Origin of the sequence: Streptomyces flavofungini, assembly GCF_014650815.1 — a bacterium.
Lineage (GTDB): Bacteria > Actinomycetota > Actinomycetes > Streptomycetales > Streptomycetaceae > Streptomyces > Streptomyces flavofungini.
The window spans coordinates 688377-706717 of the sequence record NZ_BMVR01000003.1 but is presented as its reverse complement, the minus strand read 5'-3'; the positions used below and the strand labels follow the sequence as shown (position 1 = coordinate 706717).

At 72.5% G+C, this 18341-nt stretch carries 17 protein-coding genes and 1 pseudogene; 6 read left to right on the top strand and 12 right to left on the bottom strand.

The genetic code is table 11. The annotated features are described in order from the left end of the window. The first annotated feature begins 25 nt into the window (after positions 1–25). Positions 26–1063, top strand: a complete 1038-nt coding sequence (locus IE274_RS10220; RefSeq protein WP_190115294.1) for a LacI family DNA-binding transcriptional regulator — start codon at positions 26–28, stop codon at positions 1061–1063. Between the two features lie 38 nt (positions 1064–1101). On the opposite strand, the gene IE274_RS10215 is transcribed toward IE274_RS10220, so the two are convergent. The 11 genes and pseudogenes from IE274_RS10215 to IE274_RS10165 form a co-directional block, all read right to left on the bottom strand. Continuing rightward, entirely contained in the window at positions 1102–1755 is a 654-nt protein-coding gene (locus IE274_RS10215; RefSeq protein ID WP_229909410.1) for a GrpB family protein, read from the bottom strand. Between the two features lie 346 nt (positions 1756–2101). After that, the gene (locus IE274_RS10210) at positions 2102–2713 is read right to left on the bottom strand and encodes a DoxX family protein (protein WP_190115293.1); all 612 of its coding nucleotides are present in this window, start codon (positions 2711–2713) and stop codon (positions 2102–2104) included. A 58-nt stretch (positions 2714–2771) separates the two neighbouring features. Beyond that, positions 2772–3233: a hypothetical protein gene (locus IE274_RS10205; RefSeq protein ID WP_190115292.1), complete on the bottom strand. Its 462-nt coding sequence runs from the start codon at positions 3231–3233 to the stop codon at positions 2772–2774. Between the two features lie 125 nt (positions 3234–3358). Then, positions 3359–3889, bottom strand: coding sequence for a GNAT family N-acetyltransferase (locus IE274_RS10200; RefSeq protein ID WP_190115291.1), 531 nt, complete (start codon positions 3887–3889; stop codon positions 3359–3361). Between the two features lie 286 nt (positions 3890–4175). Then, a complete protein-coding gene (locus tag IE274_RS10195; RefSeq protein ID WP_229909438.1) occupies positions 4176–4433 on the bottom strand; it encodes a ferredoxin in 258 nt (85 codons plus the stop codon). Then, positions 4433–5662: a cytochrome P450 gene (locus tag IE274_RS10190; protein WP_190115290.1), complete on the bottom strand. Its 1230-nt coding sequence runs from the start codon at positions 5660–5662 to the stop codon at positions 4433–4435. Before IE274_RS10190 ends, IE274_RS10195 begins: the two co-directional genes overlap by 1 nt. 262 nt (positions 5663–5924) lie before the next feature. Further along, a pseudogene (locus IE274_RS10185) lies at positions 5925–6278 on the bottom strand (PHP domain-containing protein); the annotation flags it as partial. Between the two features lie 166 nt (positions 6279–6444). Beyond that, the gene (locus tag IE274_RS10180; RefSeq protein WP_190115289.1) at positions 6445–6993 is read right to left on the bottom strand and encodes a DUF1062 domain-containing protein; all 549 of its coding nucleotides are present in this window, start codon (positions 6991–6993) and stop codon (positions 6445–6447) included. Positions 6994–7320: 327 nt separating this feature from the next. Then, complete coding sequence (locus IE274_RS10175) at positions 7321–7965, bottom strand: maleylpyruvate isomerase family mycothiol-dependent enzyme (protein WP_190115288.1); 645 nt, start codon at positions 7963–7965, stop codon at positions 7321–7323. 174 nt (positions 7966–8139) lie between these two features. After that, the gene (locus tag IE274_RS10170; RefSeq protein WP_190115287.1) at positions 8140–10404 is read right to left on the bottom strand and encodes an ATP-binding cassette domain-containing protein; all 2265 of its coding nucleotides are present in this window, start codon (positions 10402–10404) and stop codon (positions 8140–8142) included. A 114-nt stretch (positions 10405–10518) separates the two neighbouring features. Next, complete coding sequence (locus IE274_RS10165; RefSeq protein WP_190115286.1) at positions 10519–12426, bottom strand: helix-turn-helix domain-containing protein; 1908 nt, start codon at positions 12424–12426, stop codon at positions 10519–10521. A 256-nt stretch (positions 12427–12682) separates the two neighbouring features. On the opposite strand from IE274_RS10165, the gene IE274_RS10160 reads away from it, so the two are divergent. The 5 genes from IE274_RS10160 (at position 12683) to IE274_RS10140 (ending at position 17340) form a co-directional block, all read left to right on the top strand. Next, the gene (locus IE274_RS10160; RefSeq protein WP_190115285.1) at positions 12683–13528 is read left to right on the top strand and encodes a helix-turn-helix domain-containing protein; all 846 of its coding nucleotides are present in this window, start codon (positions 12683–12685) and stop codon (positions 13526–13528) included. After that, positions 13525–14319 carry an SAM-dependent methyltransferase gene (locus IE274_RS10155; protein ID WP_190115284.1) on the top strand — a complete coding sequence of 265 codons (795 nt, stop codon included), beginning with the start codon at positions 13525–13527 and terminating at the stop codon, positions 14317–14319. The genes IE274_RS10160 and IE274_RS10155 overlap by 4 nt, the downstream gene beginning before the upstream one ends. Beyond that, a complete protein-coding gene (locus tag IE274_RS10150; protein ID WP_190115283.1) occupies positions 14316–15866 on the top strand; it encodes a helix-turn-helix domain-containing protein in 1551 nt (516 codons plus the stop codon). The genes IE274_RS10155 and IE274_RS10150 overlap by 4 nt, the downstream gene beginning before the upstream one ends. Positions 15867–16019: 153 nt before the next feature. After that, the gene (locus IE274_RS10145; protein ID WP_190115282.1) at positions 16020–16712 is read left to right on the top strand and encodes a TetR/AcrR family transcriptional regulator; all 693 of its coding nucleotides are present in this window, start codon (positions 16020–16022) and stop codon (positions 16710–16712) included. A gap of 25 nt (positions 16713–16737) precedes the next feature. Beyond that, positions 16738–17340 (top strand): DUF2867 domain-containing protein, encoded by a 603-nt coding sequence (locus IE274_RS10140; RefSeq protein ID WP_190115281.1) that lies wholly within the window; start codon positions 16738–16740, stop codon positions 17338–17340. 33 nt (positions 17341–17373) lie between these two features. Here the strand turns inward: IE274_RS10140 and IE274_RS10135 are convergent, their stop codons facing one another. Beyond that, a complete protein-coding gene (locus IE274_RS10135; protein WP_190115280.1) occupies positions 17374–18315 on the bottom strand; it encodes a helix-turn-helix domain-containing protein in 942 nt (313 codons plus the stop codon). Between the last annotated feature and the right edge of the window lie 26 nt (positions 18316–18341).

The following is an 18341-nucleotide window of genomic DNA, read 5'->3' as shown; positions in this document are numbered from 1 at the left end:
ACGCACCGAAGGGGTGGACCGAGGCGTGGCTGACGCAACACTGCGGGACGTGGCCCGGGCCTCCGGCTGCTCCATCGCCACCGTCTCCCGGGTCCTCGCCGGGACCCGCCCCGTCGGCCCGGAGACCGCCCGCCGCGTCCGCGAGGCCGCCGAGGCGCTCGGTTACCGTCCGAACCAGGCCGCCCGCGCCCTGCGCAGCCGCTCCACCGGCACCGTCGGCCTCGTCCTGCCGCAGATCACGAACCCCTTCTACCCGGCCCTGGTGCGCGAGCTGACCCACGCCCTGCACGCCGATGGCCGCGCCGTGCTGCTCGCCGACTGCGACGACGATCCGGCGGCCGAGGCCGAGTACATCGACGACCTGCTGAGCCGTCGCGTCGACGCGCTCCTGGTCATCCCGGCCGACGAGCGCCGCAGCCGCGACGCGGTCGCCGCGGCCGCCGCCCGGGTGCCCCTGGTCCTGATGGACCGCGGCTGCGGCCCGGGCATCGCGGACTCCGTCGCCGTCGACAACGCCGCGGGCATGGCCCTCGTACTCGGACACCTCGCCGCGACCGGCCGCCGCCGCGTCTGCTACCTCGGCGCCGACGGCACGGCCTCGGCCGCCGCCGAGCGCCGCGCCGCGTACGCGGCCGGGGCCGCCGTCCTGGACGCGGGCGCACCGGGCCGGGTGGCGCTCGGCGACTTCTCCGTGGAGTGGGGCCGGGCGGCCGTCGACCTGGTGTGGGACGCCCGGCCCGATGCGCTGGTCTGCGCGAACGACCTCATCGCGGTCGGCGCGCTGCAACGCCTCCAACAACGCGGCGCGGACGTCCCCGGCGACGTGGCCGTCACCGGCTTCGACGACATCCCGATGGCGGCGCTCGCCGCCCCCGGCATCACGACGGTCCGCCAGCCGGTCGCCGAACTGGCGGCGGAGGCAACGCAGTTGCTGAGCCGACGCCTGGCCGCACCGGGCTCCGAGGGGCCGCAGCGGGCGATACGTCTGGCGCCGGAGTTGGTGGTGCGGGAGTCGAGCGCCGTACGGGGTGGGGACGGGGCAGCGGCGCGTTCGACGGGCTGAGCCGGGGCCCAGGGCACGCCACCGGCCGTCGAACCCGGCTAGGGCGTGTCCGATGGGGCGGCCGCACTCCCCGCCCGCCTCAGAATCCCCTCCACCACCCCCGTCTTCGCGTCGGCGTAGTTCTGCAGGTACTCCCACTCCGCCGCGGCCAGCTCCGTCTTGGTGCGGGCGTACAGGTCGCGGTCCTCGTCGTGGGCGCGCAGCCAGTCACGGAACAGGAGCATGCGGGCCGTCTCCGGGCAGTCGTACGGGAAGACGTGCAGGTTCGCCGACGAGGCGCCGGGGGCGAGGTCCTGGCGGCGCAGCACGCGGTGTTCGTACCAGTCGGGTTCCCGGATGGCGAGCGTGTAGCCGACGGCTTCGAGTGCGGGGACGTACGCCGACTCCGCTCCCGGGTCGGGCACGGTCAGGAGGATGTCGATGACCGGCTTGGCCGTGAGGCCCGGCACCGACGTCGAGCCGACGTGCTCGATCGTGTGCCGCAGGTCTTCGAGCGCGCTGCCGATGCGGTCGGCCTCGCGCTCGAAGACCCGCGGCCAGCGCGGGTCGTACGCCGCCAGCGTGACCCGGTCGTTGAGCTTGGGCGCCGCGCCCAGGTTGGCCGCGTCGATCTCTTCGGCGGTCATGGGCACATGGTCGCCGGAGCCCGGCGCGTGCGGCGTCCGCGGATCGTGGTTCCCCTGCTCGGGCATGGCCTGCTGCTCCTCACCTTGGTGTGCGGGTGCTGTACTCCATGATCCCGCAGTGCGATCCGGGGCCGCCCAGGCCGGGCAGGGGCCCTTCGCCGGTTGGTCCGGGAGGAGTTGTGCTTGGTGGTGAGCCGCGCTCCACGGCCGGTCCGGTGAGGGTGGCGCGCACGCGAGCGGCGCGGGTGTCCCACCGCCGTACGCCGCGATCGGTGGGGGCGGCACTGAGAGCGCTCCGACGCCCAAGCGCCGGCGGAAGCCGGGAAGATGGCCGCCGCCCCGCGCGGTGTCGCCTTCGGAGGTGCGGGCCCGCCCGAGGCTCGGGCGGGCCCGCACCGAGGCGGTCGCAGGCTCAGTCCCGCAGCACCACCAGCACGAACGCCGCCGAGACCGCGCCCAGGACGACGGCCGCGACCCCGCGGGCGAAGCGGTGGTCGCGCAGTCCGGGCAGCAGTTCGTCGGCGGCGAGACGGCCGGGTCCGGCCAGGGCCACCGACACCGCGCCGGCCAGCAGCACCAGGTCGTACTCGATGCCCTCGGGGCTGAAGAAGCCGCCGCCCCACTTCACGGCCATGGCGTTGAGCATGATGCCCAGGATCCCGGCACCCGCGAGCGGCGTGAGCAGGCCGATCGCGAGGCCGAGGCCGCACAGGGTCTCGGTGAGCGCGGCGACCCAGGCCATCGCCTTGGCGGCCTTGTAGCCGTCGGAGGCGAAGAAGCCCGCGGTGCCGTCGAGGCCACCGCCGTCGAACCAGCCGAAGAGCTTCTGCGAGCCGTGGGCGGCCATGGTCAGGCCGACCGCGAGCCGCAGCAGCAACAGGCCGATGTCGGACCCGGGTTGGGCGCCGGAGGTGACCGCGAGGGCGTGCCGGTGCGGTGTGCCCGCCGCCGCGGGGACGGGGGAGGACGGGGACGGGGACTCGGCGGATGGGGTGGGCTGAGGGGGAAGGGACGATGAGGACATGCTTGATCTCTCCTTGTACCGAGGGGGGGAAGGACGGAGCCAGGGAGGAGAGGTCCCGCTACGTTCGGATCACGCAGGTTCTGTACAGGTCGACGGCGGTGACGTCCGGGGACGACGTACCGCCGAGGGGGACGATGCCCTGGCCCGGGTCGTGGCGCGGGGAGTCGGCCCGCTGTTCCGGGGTGCTCGGGTGCTCGGGTACGGGAAGGGCGGCCGCGCGCGGCGTCTCGCGCCCGCCGCCACCGTGGCAGCCGCTTTCGCCTGCCTCGCTGCGGCTCTCGCGTACGTCGACGGGTGGCCCGAAGGACGTTGTCGCGCTGGGCCCTTGCCTCTCCTCCCCCACGTCGCCGGGGATGAGGGCGTACGCCGGGCCGAGCGCGAGGACCAGGCAGAGCAGGGCGATGAGCAGACAGGGGGCACCCCCGAGGGGCACGGCGCGCGGCGCGGCCCCGGCAGCCGGGAAGCCCTGCCGGGGCCGAGGCGTTCGCCCCGGCCCGAGGGCGTACTCTCGCCCGCTCATGCCGACCGATGATAGGTCCGGACCAAGTCGGTAAGAAGCCCTCCGACCGTCACAGACCCCGCTCCGGCTCACTGCGGCCGGATTTCACCCCTCGCGGCTCCCCTCCCTGCCGCGCCCCGCCCGGCTTACCGGGCCGCGGCGGCGGACGGCGGCACCGGACGCCGCATGCACACCCGGGGCCAGCGGTCCAGGCCGTGCGCGGCCTCCCTCTCCCGGACGGCCCGCAGACCGGGGCCGAGTTCGGCGTCGTCGAGGAGCACGAAGCCGCAGCGCGCGTAGTACGGGGCGTTCCACGGCACGTCCCTGAAGGTCGTGAGGGTCAGCGCGGGCACCGCCTCGGCCGCGGCGCGGTCGGCGAGGTGGTCGAGGAGGCAGCGGCCGATGCCGTGGCGGGCGTGGTCGGGGTGCACGGACACCTGCTCGACGTGCAGATCGCCGTCGACGCGGTCGGCGAGGAGATAGGCCACCGGTACGTCGTCGGGGTCGGCGGCGACCCAGGCGAGCCCGGCGCGCTGGTAGTGCGCGAGTTCGTCCAGGGCGGGCGGCTCGTCGTCGGCGATCTCCGGCATGCCGACGTCCCGGAAACAGCGGCCGGCCGCCCGCTCGATGTCCTGAAGCCGGGTCAACTCGCTGCGGTGTGCGGCTCGGATACGCATCGCACCATTCTCCCCGGTCAGCGGCACGGGGTGACCTCGGGTCCCGGTGCCACGCTCAGCCGACGGCCCCGTGCCCAGGGGACTCCTGCGTCCCAGAGGACTTCTATGTCCCGGGGACTTCTATGTCCCGGGGACTTCTATGTCCCGGGGACTTCTATGTCCCGGGGACTTCTGTACAGCGAAGCACGCCGAGCGGAACCGCCCCCGGCCTCCGTCGAGGTCAGTGAGGCGACTTCCGCTCGGCCGCTCAGCCGCTTAGGCACTCAGGCACTCAGGCACCAGGCACTCAGGTGTCAACGCGCAGGGGGTCAGCAGGCAAGGTCTCATCAGGTGACGGCTCGGTCTGGAACCTGTCCGTGTGCAGGGTGATCGCCCGCACCGGGCAGGCCCGTGCCGCCTCACGGAGCATGGGGTCGGCCGTGCCCTCCTCACAGCCCGGGAGAAGTTCGCTGAAGCCGTCGTCGTCCTGGGTGAAGACGTTGGGCGCCGTCAGGACGCATTGGCCCGCGCCGATGCAGACGTCCGTGTCGATGGTCACGCGCATCAGCCGCGCCCCCAGGTGACGGGCAGGTCGACCAGGCCCTGGATGGTGTCGCCCGGCTTCATGCGGATCTCCTCCACGGGGACGGCGAGCCGCAGGTCGGGGAGGCGGGCGAGGAGCGACTGGAAGGCGATCTCCAATTCGGCGCGGGCGAGGTTCTGGCCGAGGCACTGGTGGATGCCGAAGCCGAAGGCGAGATGGTGCCGGGCGCTGCGGCGCACGTCGAGGTCGTCGGCGTCGGGGTAGACGGCGGTGTCGCGGTTGATGGTGGCGGCGGTGAGGACCACGCCCTCGTCGGCGCGGATGGTCTGCCCGGCCACCTCGATGTCCTCGGTGGCGACGCGGACGAGCCCGTCCGCGATGGACAGGAAGCGCAGCAGTTCCTCGACGGCGGCGCGCGTCAGGTCCGGGTCGGCGCGCAGGGCCGCGAGCTGGTCGGGGTGTTCGAGCAGGGTGAAGGTGCCGAGCGAGATCATGTTGGCGGTGGTCTCGTGCCCGGCGATGAGCAGGATGAGGGCGAGGCGTACGACGTCGTCGCGGTCCAGGCTCCCGGCGCTCAGCCGTTCGCGTACCAGCTCGTCGATCACGCCCTCGGGGGTGGCGTCGGCGCCCCACCCCGTGCCGCCGTCGGCCGTCTTGGCCTTCCGGTCCACCAAGTCGCCCAGGTAGTCCATCAGTTCTCTGCGGCCCGCCTCCGACTCCTTGGCCGTGGCACCCCGCAGGATCCGGCGTGAGGCCTCTTCGAAGAAGTCGTGGTCGGCGTACGGGACACCGAGGAGTTCGCAGATCACGATGGACGGCACGGGCAGGGCGAAGGCGCTGACGAGTTCTACGGGCGGCCCCTGCGCGATGACGGCGTCGAGGAGTCCGTCGACGATGTGCTGGATGCGGGGGCGCATCGCCGCCACCTGTTTCACCCCGAACGTCGGGATGAGCATGCGGCGTTGTTTGTTGTGCAGCGGGTCGTCGACGCCGAGCAGGGCGAGCGGTTCCCGGCGGGAGAGCTCGAAGCGCGGGGCGATCATCGGGAAGGCCGGGTGCTGCCGGTCGGCGGAGAGGCGGCTGTCGGTGAGCAGGGCCTGGGCCTCGGCGTGGCCGGTGACGAGCCAGGCCTGGCTGTTGTCGTAGAGGGTGACGCGGTTGAGTGGGCCCTGTCCGCCCGACGGCCGGTATCCGGTGGGCGGGTGGTAGGGGCAGGTGCGGTCCTGGGGGAAGGGGGCGGCTTGCGCCATGGGGGCCTCCGATGCGCTCGGACGGGTTGTACGGTGTCCCGACCCTCACTTCATGCCCCATGCATACATCGGGAACATGCCCGGTTCGGCCAACTTCGCACCGGACGCCCCCGAGTTCGGCATGACGGCCGGTTTGTGACGCCGCTCGCATGCCACCGTGCCCCACGACCTCGCAGGGGCCGCAGCTCTCCGCGGGGATTTTCGCGGCAGTCGCTGACATGAATGGCGTGATCGCACCGGTCGCACGCGAGACCCGCGCCGACCGCGAACTCGTCCCCCAAGCCCCGGGCCAGCACCCCACCGGGCCGTACCCCCGACCACCCGAACCCGACACATCGTCGCGCTTCTGGTGCGGCTGCCCCCACTGGATCTTCCGCTTGTTGCGCCGCGACTCCGGCGCCACATACGCCTCGATCCCGATGATCGGCGTCACCCCCGACTTCTTCGCCGTGTGGAAGAAGTCGTACGCCCCGTGCAGATTCCCGTGGTCGGACATCGCGATATGCGACATGCCCATCTCATTGCACGCGTTGAACATGTCCTTCAGCCGCGCGGCACCGTCCAGCAGCGAGTACTGGGCGTGAACGTGCAGATGCGTGAAAGGGGATTTCACCACTACTCCCGGCTCATCACAACGGTCGATTGTCTGGACCGTTATCCAAGTCGGGTGGGAACAGGTGAATCAAACAACTTCGGGCGGACGCGTCACAAGGATTGGTTGTACGGCGGGAACGAGGGCCTGTCCCGCGAGAACCGCCGGACAGGCCCCGCCCCGGGCGGACTCAAGCCTTGAGCGTGAAGGTGAAGTCGCCGGATATCTTGCCGGTCAGGCGGACGGCCGCGACGAGCTTCCCCTCGTCGATCAGTCTCTTCACCTCGCCTCGCGAAAGCCCGAACGCCTCGGCGATCAGGGCCACCGGCCGCACGGGGATCTGCGCCCCGAAGCGCACCGAGACGTCGACGACCTCACGGTCCAGGTGGTCCGATCCCCCGGTGTCGAGGCGCCAGGCGCCGGTCCAGTCGAGGGCGAACCGATTGAGGCGCTGCACGCGCGGGTCCTGGAGCAACTCGGCCGCCAGGGAGGGGTCGTTGCCGTGCAGCAGCTCCAGCATGTCGGGCCGTACGGAGCGGACGTTCGTCCGCTCGAAGACCGTGAACTTCGCCGTCTCCCCGCATGCGGTGCAGAGCGCGAGGAGCCAGGCGTCGAGGAGCTTGTGGTGTGCGTTGACACGGAACTTGCCGTTCGCCCGGAAGCGGTCGGAAGCGCACGCGTGGCAGCGCCGGACAAGGAGAGGCAGGCAGGTGGGAGCGACCACCCAGGTGCTGGACATAGCAGTACACCGGTTTCAGTGAGAAATCCGCAGCGAAAAGGGGCACGGCGCACGAGGTGCGACGCGCGACAGATCAGCGCTAGGGGTGTCTCACTTGGTGTACAACGGCACTTCCTCGACCGGGGGACGGGACTCGGCAGCACCGTAAGGGCGCGGAGCCGCGCGGCTCAACCGGTTTCCGCCCGCCCCGCCCTCGCCCCGGGCAGCACGGACGGCGCCCTGCCCCCCCCGCCGAGCCCGCCACAGGAGGTGACGGTCCGGCTCCAAGCCGCCGGGGACGACGTGCGCGCCGGGCGCGACGCTGACGTCCGGCGCATCGGACAGGCCCTAGAGCGCCGCCGCCAGGCGTTCGGCGCCGGATCCGGACACGCTCGCGAGACCGGCGGGGCGACCTGTTGCCAGGAGCAGCAGGTCGCCCGCCCGTCCCCGGACCTCGTCCGGGCCGTCGCCCGTCGACCAGTCCAGGTCGGTGGCGGTCAGGCGCAGGCCGCGCAGGCGCTTGCGGGCGCCGTAGAACGGGCTGCCCACGACGTGGTCGAGGGCTGTCGCCGTCGGCTCCGGGGGCATGTCCCGCGTGCGTCCGAGCGGGCGCACGATGTCCTGCCCGTGGACGAGGAAGTCGACCAGCGGATCGGCGGGGGCGGCCATGGGTGCCCGGCGGGGCGATCCGGCGGTCTCCCGGATCTGGGCGATCAGCTCCGCGGGCGGGAACGCGGCCGCACGCCGCACGGCGAAGTCGGCCTCCATGCGGTTCCAGTCGCCCCGCGCCCGGACCGCCCCGCCGATCACCATCCGCCACGTCGTGCGCGTCGACAGCGTCAGATGGGCGGCGACGTCCCGCACCGTCCAGCCCGCGCACAGTGAGGGCGTCTGCCATTCGGCGTTGTCGAGATCCGCCAGCAGGTCGGCGACGCCCAGCCGCTCCGTCTCCAGCCAGCCGAGAATCTGTTCCGCGTTCTTCTTCGTGCCCATGACCATGCCTTTCCTGACCTCGAAGGCAGCGGGACTCCGGCGGCACGGGACCGCCGGAACCTCTGCGCGGGAAGTGCAGGTATGACCACCCGCCCGCCGGGAAGTGAGCGATCCATCAATGTGACCCGAGTCACACTGATGGATCGCGGCGGGCGAGGGGGGCACGGCGACCGATCAGGAGCCGACGTACTCCCTCAGGTGACGAGCCGTCAAAGTGTCCCCGTTGGTGACCAGTTCGGCCGGGGTGCCGGTGAAGACGACCTCGCCGCCGTCGTGGCCGCCGCCCGGGCCGAGGTCGATGATCCAGTCGGCGTGGGCCATGACGGCCTGGTGGTGCTCGATGACGATGACCGAGTTGCCGTCGTCGACGAGGCGGTCCAGGAGGGCGAGGAGCTTGTCCACGTCGGCCAGGTGCAGGCCCGTCGTGGGCTCGTCGAGGACATAGGTGGAGGACTTCTCGGCCATGTGGATGGCGAGCTTCAGGCGCTGCCGCTCACCGCCGGAGAGGGTGTTCAGGGGCTGGCCGAGGCGCAGATAGCCGAGGCCGACGTCGGCGAGGCGGCCGAGGATGGTGTGCGGCTGGCCGGAGGGGAAGAAGTCGTACGCCTCGGCGACCGACATGCCGAGGACCTCGCTGATGTTCTTGCCGTTCAGGCGGTAGGTGAGGACCTCCGGCGTGAAGCGTTCGCCCCGGCACTCCTCGCAGACGGAGGCGACGCCCTGCATCATGGCCAGGTCGGTGTAGACGAGCCCGAGGCCGTTGCACTTCGGGCAGGCGCCCTCCGAATTGGCGCTGAACAGCGCCGCCTTGACGCCGTTGGCCTTGGCGAAGGCGTTGCGGATCGGGGTGAGCAGGTTCGTGTACGTGGCCGGGTTCGAGCGCCGCGAACCGCGGATCGGCGACTGGTCGGCGACCACGACGCCGTCCTGCCCGGACACATGGCCGTGGATCAGCGAGCTCTTGCCGGACCCGGCCACGCCGGTGACGACCGTGAGGACGCCGAGCGGCACGTCGACGGAGACGTTCTTGAGGTTGTGCACGTCGGCGCCCTTGATGGGCAGTTGGCCCTTGGGGGTGCGGACGGTGTCGCGGAGCCGGGCGCGGTGGTCGAGGTGGCGGCCGGTGAGGGTGCCCGAGGCGCGCAGGCCCGGCACGTCGCCGGTGTAGCAGATCTCGCCGCCCGCCGTGCCCGCGCCCGGGCCGATGTCCACCACGTGGTCCGCGATCGCGACGACCTCCGGCTTGTGCTCGACGACGAGCACGGTGTTGCCCTTGTCGCGCAGGCGCAGCAGCAGGTCGTTCATGCGCTGGATGTCGTGCGGGTGCAGGCCGATGGTCGGCTCGTCGAAGACATACGTGACGTCGGTGATGCTGGAGCCGAGGTGGCGGACCATCTTCACGCGCTGCGCCTCGCCGCCGGACAGGGTGCCCGAGGGGCGGTCGAGGCTGAGGTAGCCGAGGCCGATCTCGGTGAGCGAGTCAAGGAGGTCGAGGAGGTTGGCGAGCAGCGGGGCGGTGCCGGTGTCCTCGATGGAGCGGACGAAGTCGGCGAGGTCGTTGAGCTGCATCGCGGAGCACTCCGCGATGTTCACGCCGTCGATCTTCGAGGAGAGCGCCTCCTGGGTGAGGCGGGCGCCCTCGCACAGCGGGCAGCGCGCGAAGACCACGGCGCGGTCGACGAAGGCCCGGATGTGCGGCTGGAGTCCGTCGCGGTCCTTGGCGAGCCAGGTCCGCTGCATCTTGGAGACGAGCCCCTCGTACGTGAAGCCGTTGGAGCCGACCTTCACCTTGACCGGGTCCTTGTGCAGGAGGTCCGCCCACTCCTGCTCGGTGAAGTCCTTGAGCTTCTTGTCGGGGTCGTAGAAGCCGGAGTTGACCATGATCTGCCAGCTCCAAGAGTCCACCGTGTAGTACGGGAGGGTGAGGGCGCCCTCGTTGAGGGACAGCTCGCGGTCGAGGAGCTGGTCCACGTCGACGGTCGAGACCTCGCCGGCGCCCTCGCACTCGGGGCACATGCCGTCGGGCAGGTTGAAGCTGAAGGCGCCGGACGTGCCGATGTTCGGTTCGCCGAGGCGGCTGAAGATGATGCGCAGCATCGTGTACGCGTCGGTGGCGGTGCCGACCGTGGAGCGGGAGTTGGCGCCCATGCGCTCCTGGTCGACGACGATCGCGGCGCTGAGGTTGCGCAGCTCGTCGACGTCGGGGCGGCCCACGCTCGGCATGAACGACTGGATGAAGGCGGTGTACGTCTCGTTGATCAGGCGCTGCGACTCGGCGGCGATGGTGGCGAAGACGAGCGACGACTTGCCCGAGCCGGAGACTCCGGTGAACACGGTGAGGCGCCGCTTGGGCAGGTCGAGGGATACGTCCTTGAGGTTGTTCTCCCGCGCTCCGCGGACCTGGATCAAGGTGTGGCTGTCTGCGGGGGTGACCTTCACGGGTGCTCCTTGTACGGCTCGCACGACTGTCCGGCATGAATAGCGTACAGCGTACTCAGTCGCGGGGTGCGGCGCCTCCGGTTTCCGTGCACCTCGTGTACGGCGGTCCGTCGATCACGTCGCCGGGCACAGGACGCCGCGGCTCTCCGCGATGTCGAGCCTCCCGGTCGCGACGTGCAGCGCGAACTGCAGGTCGCGCTGGCCGCTGAGGGTGCCGAGGTCCCGGGACATGTGCGCCTCCAGGGCGCGGAGGTGGGAGCGCACGGTGGCCTCCGACAGGCCGAGGGCCCGTGCGGCCGCCTCCAGATGCGCGTCGTGGGTGAGCCACACCGTGGCGGTGTTCAGGAGGTCCCTGCGGTCGCTGCGGGCCGACCGCAGCAGGGTGTCCGCCCACGCCGTCACCTGGGGCGAGGCCAGCAGGGAGTGGAGGGTCAGCGACAGCGAGCCCGGCGTCAGGGACTGGGCGGGCGGCTCCCGGTGGGTGACCAGCTCCAGGGCGAGGCCGACGGCGATGCGGTCCGCGACGGAGGCGAAGTCCACGCGCAGCGCCTCGGCGGCCCGGGCCACCCGGCGCGTGACGGTGTTGCGGTGCAGGTTCAGGCGCCGGGCGGCGACGGTGTAGGGGTGGGCGAGCGCCATCGAGAGGGTTTCGCGCATCTGCTCCCACTGGCTGTCGTGGCGCATCAGCGGGTCGAGGAGGTTGCGCGCCCAGAGCTGCGCGTCGCGCGGCGGGAGCAGGCTGATCAGGTCCGTGTTCGGCGCGGCCAGGGCGGCCGCGTCCGGCTGCAGCAGGGCGAACCCCTGGGCGGCGCTCGCCTCCCGGAGCGCGTCGGCGAGCAGGGACATGGAGTAGATGCCGCTGCCGCCGACGGAGGCCTCGGCGCCCAGGGCGGCGACGAGCCGGGTGAGGTCGGCGCCCACGCCGTCGTCGGCGCGGCCGGGGCGGACCGGCTGGACGACGATGATCCGGCGGTCGGCGCGCGGGTCCGCTATCACCAGGGCGCGGCCCTCGGTGGCGACCTCGCACCGGCGCACCGCGACGTCCCGGTGGGTGCAGGGGATGTCGACGACGAAGACACGGACCGTGTCGGCGTCGAGGAGGCCGGGCGCCTGCGCGGCGAGGACTCTGCGTGCCTTGTCCACCTCGCCGTCGAGGAGCAGCTCCACCGCCGCTCTGCGGGCCGCGCGGGAGGTCTCGGCGGCCGCGCGGTACTCCCGGCGTGCCTGGTCGAGCAGGCCGAGGAGCTTCGCGGCGTGCCCGAGGAGGCGTATCTCGGCGTCGTCGAAGGGGGCCGAGCCGCGGGCGACGGCCAGGACCGTGCCCGCGCCACGAGCCGGGCCGAGGGATATGAGCCGGGTGTGCGGGCCCGACGGGCGGCCGGACACCGTGCCGTCGAGGGAACTGTGGATGATCGCCGGGGCCAGGGCCTCGGCCGCCGTGGCGGGCGAGACCGCGAGGACCCGGTGCGGGTCGCTGACGAGGACCTGGACGTGCAGGGCGCGCGCGAGCCAGTCAGCGATGCGCTGCATGGCGCGGGGGTCGGCCAGTTCCGACGGCACCTGCTGCACCAGCGTGGTGAGCTGGGAGGCACGCCGCTCCGCTCCGGCGAGTCGGCTCTCCTGGAGGCGGTGGCGCGTCTTGGCCCACTCCCGCAGCGGCGCGGTGGTGACGAGCACCGGCACGGAGAGCGCGTGCGACAGGTCGCGGACGGCCTGGGGCAGCGGCTGGTGCGCGCCGGACGTCATGCTCACCACGAGCCCGGCGCACTGGTCCAGGGCCAGCTGCTCCATGAGCGTCTCCAGGGCGACCTCGGCGCGGCCCCGGGCCCGGAACTGCAGCCCGGTGACCAGGACGAGGCAGCCGGCATCGAGGCGCCGCTGGGGCTCGCCCTCCAGGAGCTGCGACACGGTCAGGGCCGTCAGTCCGATCACGCCGAGGGCCTCGTACCGGGCCGCGTCAACACCTCCGGCGAAGGCGAGCTCGAGCTCCTCCTTGCCGACCAGCGTGCCCAGTGTCAGCACGTCATCTCCCCCTTCTGCCCGAGGAGTTGGTGATGTCCCTCGACGGGGCTCACAGCCGCATGGTGTGCCGACGCGCTCTCTCTCGGGCTCGCCGACACGTCAACTCCAGCCGAAGCAAGCTCAGGCAGTGCACAGCGACTCGACCGGTTTCCCGTGGGCTGTCGCCATGGACATACTCAAAGGGTTGCGCACACAGATTGCAAGCGACAAGGTGTGCACTGTCCACAAGTTGCGGAGAGTGCCGGAAGGAGGGTTCGTGGCCCGCGAAAGGTCAGGTCCGACCCTCGCGCATCTCGTACTGGCCACCCGGCTCAAGATCCTGCGCGAGGCGGCGGGACTGTCGCGCAAGCAGGCCGCCGACGCCCTCGGCGCGCACCCGGTCACGGTCCGCCGGATCGAGGCCGCTCAGACCTCCCTGGACGAGGGCCAGGTCCGCTCGCTGCTCGGGGCGTACGGGGCACCTGACGCGGAGATCGAAGAGTTCCTCGGTAAGCTCGCGACCGCCAACCTGCCCGGCTGGTGGCATCCGTGGCGCTCGGTCATGGACCCCTGGCAACTCGACCTGATGAGCGTGGAATCCGCGACCAGCATCATCCGCACCTGGGAACCGGCGCTCGTACCCGCCCTGTTACGCACCCGGGACTACGCCCGCGCCGTCGACGACGCCCTGCGCCCGGACCTGTCGGCCGCCGCCAAGGAGGCCCGGACGGAGCTGTTGATGGCGCGCCAGGAGCGCCTTCGCACCCAGCAGACCCGGATCTGGGCGCTGATGTCGGCCGTGGCCCTGCACACCCGCGTCGGACCCGAGGGGGTCATGGCCGAGCAGCTGACGGCGCTGCGGGACACCGCCGAGCGGACCGACGTGACCCTGCAGATCCATCCGCTGGACGGCCCCCCGCACGCCCTGACCGGCAAACCGGCCATCACCGTCTACCGCGTCGAGGCCCCGGAGATCCCGGACCGGGTGGTCCGGGAGGGCGGCCCGGTCGGCGCCGCCGATATCTGGGACGCGCCCACCACCGTCACCGACTACCGCCTGCTCCTTGACTACTCCTGCGCCACCGCCTTACATCCCGACAAGTCGAAAGAGGCACTGTCATGACCGAGCCGACAGACCCCCTGCAGATCGACACCTCCGTCGCGCACAGCGCGCGGGTCTGGAACTACTGGCTCGGCGGCAAGGACTGGTTCCCCGCCGACCAGGCCGCCGGTGACGCCTACCGCGACAAGTACCCGATGATCGAGCCGATGGCCCAGGAGTCCCGCGGCTTCCTGATACGCAGCGTGACCTGGCTGGCGCGGGAGGCGGGCATCCGGCAGTTCCTGGACGTCGGCGCCGGGCTGCCCACGGCCAACAACACCCACGAGGTCGCCCAGCGCCTCGCGCCCGAGTGCCGGGTGGTGTACGTCGACCACGACCCGCTGGTCCTGCTGCACGTCCACGCGATGCACAAGAGCACGCCCGAGGGCGCGATGGACTACGTGCTCGCGGACATGCGGGACACCGACGCGGTCCTGGAGGGCGCCGCCAAGACCCTGGACATGACCCGGCCCATCGCCTTAGTGATCAATGACGTGCTCGGCCACATCGTGGACTGGGACGAAACGTTGTCGCTCGTACGCCGCCTGGTGGCCCGGCTGCCCTCGGGCAGCTATGTGTCCCTGAGCCACTCCACCGCCGCCGACGAGCGGCATCGCGAGGTCCAGGAGGAGTACAACAACTCCGGCGCGATCCCCTACATCTTCCGCGAGCCGGAGCAGACCATCGCCTTCTTCGACGGCCTCGAACTGGTCGAGCCCGGCTATGTGTCCTGGCCCAACTGGCGGCCCGACGCCACCACCGGCCGGCTCACCGAGCGCGCCGGGTGGGGCGGGGTCGCCCGGATCTCATGACGAGCGGTGGCGCGGGCCGCGCGCAGCCCGCGCCGACCCCCGCCGCGCAGGACCCGGCGAGCCAGTGGGTGCAGCGGCTCACCCGGGCGGCAGCACGCTCCGGCGCCGTCCTTGTCGCCGAGGCCGCCGCGCTCGCCGACGGCTGGGCCGCCCTCGTCGACCCCTCGGTCGGCGCCGTCCACAGCACTCCCCGGACGGCGGGGCCCGACGGCGAGCGCGCCGCCGCCCACCCGCAGGCCCATCCGCACCTCACCGTCCGGCACGTGGGCGACGCCTCCGGTTCCGTGCTCGTCGTCGGCCCCGGCCGTGCGCCGAGCGCCCATGTCACCCTGATCGCCCAGGCCGCCGCGGACCTGCTGCGGGTACGGGCGCGCCGGGCGGACGACGTGCGCGGCACCGAGCAGCGGCTGCACGCCGCCGTCCTCGCCCTGCTGCAGCACGGCCAACACCGGCTCGCCGCCGAAGTACTCGGCGACGGCACCGCGACCCACGCCACGGTGTACCGGCTCACCGGGCGCACCGTGCACGCGGCCTACCAGTCCCTGTGGCGGGCCGCGCAGCCCGGCGCGTTCCTCGGCGGCCCGCGCATGCTGGTCTGCCTGGACGGCACCGAACTGGTGGCCGTCGCCCGCCATGGCGCGGACGGCGATCACACGTCCGCGCGCTCGCTCATCGCGCGCATCGCCGAACGGCACCAACTGGCCGCGGGCTCCGCGGAACCCGCGCCCCTGGACATGTTCGCCACCGCGTGGTCGGAGGCCGGTGCCGCCCGGCACGGCGCCGCCGTCGGCCGCCTCGCCGCCGCGAGCGGCCTGGGCGCCGACGGGCTGCTGCGCGTCATACCAGGGGACCGTCTCGGCACCTGGTCCGCGGCCGTGCTCCGGCCCCTGGACCGGGAGCAGCGCCGGACCCTGGAGGCGTGGCTGCGGTCGGGCTCGGCGCAGACGGCCGCGCCCGCGCTCGATGTGTCGGAGGGGACGGTACGGGCGCGGCTGCGGGCGGCCGCGGGGCTCTTGGGCGTGGATCTCGACCACCCCACCGTGCAGGCGCAGTTGCTGCTCGCGCTGCGGGCTCCGGCCACGTCGCGGTCGGCGTCCGGTACGGCCCCTCCCCTGTCGGCGTCCGGTCCGGCGACCGCGCAGTCCCTGTCCGCGCCCACGACCGCTCCGCCCTCCTCCCCACCGGCGACCGCGTCGACCCGGCTGCGTACCGACCCGCCGCTGCCCGCCGATCTGCTCAGCGCCGAGTACGCCGCCCGCTGGGCGTCGGGCCTGCTCGAACCGCTGGACACCCGTTTCCGCATCACCCTCCGGTGCTGGCTCCGGCACCGGGGCCGGACCGCTCCGGCAGCCGCCGAGCTGGGGCTGCACCGGTCCACCCTCACGGCCTGGCTCGCCGAGTGCGGCAAGCTCCTGGACCTGGAGCTGTCGTCCGCGACGACCAGGACCGAACTGCACCTGGCCGCCGAGACGATCGCCACCCCCGCCGACACACCGGCGGCGCTGCCACGCCGTGGGGGCAGGACCTATCGAGGGGTACGGCAGTAGGCGTACCCCGTCTGGCACGGGCACGTGCGCAGGGGACCACCCCGCGAAAGAAACATACACACGTGCATGTATGGTTGTTCACGACGGACGGGCAACAGGCGTCCGCGCAGCAGGACTTCGACCACCCGATGCGGCGAACGGAGCGGAGCAGCCATGGGGACCCCGAACGCGCGAGGCGAGGAGCTGGGGATTCCGGCCGCGTCGGACTCCGGCCGTCGCCGCGCCACCCAGGCCGACCGCAGCGCGCGCTCACGCACCGCGATCCTGGAGTCGGCCGCACGGGGCCTGTCCCGCTACGGCTACGGCCACCTCAAACTGGAGCAGGTGGCCCGCGAGGCCGGGTACACGCGCGGCGCGCTCTACCACCAGTTCAAGGACAAGCAGGATCTGGCCCTGGCGGTGTGCGCGTGGTTCCGTGAGACCTACTGGCACGAGGTGGCGCGCTTCGTCGAGCAGGAGCCGGAGCCCGTCACGGCGCTGCTCACCCTCGCCCGCGGCCACGCCGTCTTCTGCCGGCGTGACGTGGCGCGCGTACCGATCGCGCTGCGCCTTGAGTTCAGCGGCCAGGACCATCCCGTGGGCCGCGAGGTCGAGCGGAACTACGAGACGCTCCTCACCCGCTGCGCCGGACTCATCGACGCCGGGCGGGCAGCGGGCACGATCCCGCCCGGCCGGCCGACCAGGGCCCTCGCGCTCGCCTTCGTCGGCGCACTCGAAGGCACCGTGATCGCGCTGGCCGGACAGGCTCCGGACGATGAGCTGTTCGCGGCCCGGGCGGTCGCGGGCGTGCTCGGACTCGCCCCCTCGTCGGCACCCGAACCGGAAGCACTCCCTCGCCCCAACTGAAGCCGAGCAGACGGAGGTTCCACACATGAAGCTCCCCGACACCGCACACACGTCCCGGCCCTGGCGGATCCACGAGATCACGCCCGACTTCCGCCTCTACGACGTGTGGGCCCTGCCGACGCCGGGCGGCCCCGACGACTTCCCGCACCTGGTGCGGCAGACCACCGGGGGCGACACGTCCGACAACCCGTCCCGCGTCGCCCGCGTGCTCTTCGCGATCCGCTGGAAGCTCGGGAAGCTGTTCGGCTGGGACAAGCCCGACGCCGGTGTCGGCGCCCGGGTGGCGACGCTGCGGGACCGGCTGCCGGACGACCTCCGTGACGGCCCCGCGGGGCCGGAGTTCGACCGCCTGCCCTTCCGGTCGGTCTTCCTGACGGACGACGAGTGGGCGTCGGAGATGAGCAACCGGACCATGCACGGGGTGCTGCACCTGACCTGGGTCCCGGACGGCAACGGCGGCTATCGCGGCCAGATGGCCGTCCTCGTCAAGCCCAACGGCCTGTTCGGGAAGGCCTACATGGCCGCGATCGCTCCGTTCCGGCACCTGCTCGTCTACCCGCCCCTGATGCGGGGCATCGCCGCCGAGTGGCGGGCCGACCCGCCCCAGGGCGCCAAGCCCGCGGCCTAGGGCATGTCGGATGCGACGCGGCAGGCCGGGCCGCTACCTCGGTTCCCCCGGGACCGACCGCCGCCGGGCCGAGCCTTCAGCCCGACCCTGGCCGTACTCGGCGATGACGCCCTCCGCCAGCCAGCAGTGGGTCCGCGCCAGGCTCGGCCCGGGGGCGGCGGTGAGGACGTCCAGATGCTGCCAGTAGCGGCGAAGCAGCGGAACGGTGGGCTGCACACCCGTGGCCATGAACGCACGGAAGCCGGCGGTGTCCTCCCTGTCGAGGGCGCGGGCACAGGCCCGGCAGAAGGCATCAAGGGCCTCGCACCTGTGCGGTGCGTGCCCGGCGGCGACGGCGGGTGCGGCACCCGCCGAGGCGTCGAGCAGCGCCGCGTACATCGAGGCCTTGTCCCGCACGTGGGACGCGGCCCAGTAGCCCAGGAACGCGGGCTCCGCCACGAGGAAGTGCAGTTCGGCGTAGGCCAGTACGGCATCGGGTGTGGGCACGAGCGGCAACTCGGGCACGGCCTGCGCGGTGACGGCGTCGGCCAGCCGCGCGGGCAGGCTCTGGGGCAGGGCGCGCCGCCACGCCCGGGTGAAGTCCGCGGTGTCCCGTGGTCGGCGCTGTACCCGGGCCAGCAGCCGCAGCCGACGCAGCCGCTCCGGGCCGTGGCACTCCTCCAGCGCCCGCAACGCCGCCTCCCGCCACCGCAGTTCCGCCAACTGCGTCCGCGTGCCCTCCAACTGCGCGGCCACCAGCTCGCCCAGACCGGACTCCCCCGTCGCCACCTCGGTGATGGCCGCGATCGGTACGTCCAGCGCACGCAACTGGCGTACCAGTTGGAGCTGTTCCAGCGCCTGTGGCGGGTAGCGGCGGTGGCCTCCCCGGCTGCGCGGGGCCGTCGGCAGGAGGCCGATGTCGGTGTAGTAGCGGATGGCCTTCACCGACAGGCCCGTACGCGCGGCGAGTTCTCCGATCGACCAAGTGACATGCATCCCTGCCCCTTGAATCTCCCGTGCGG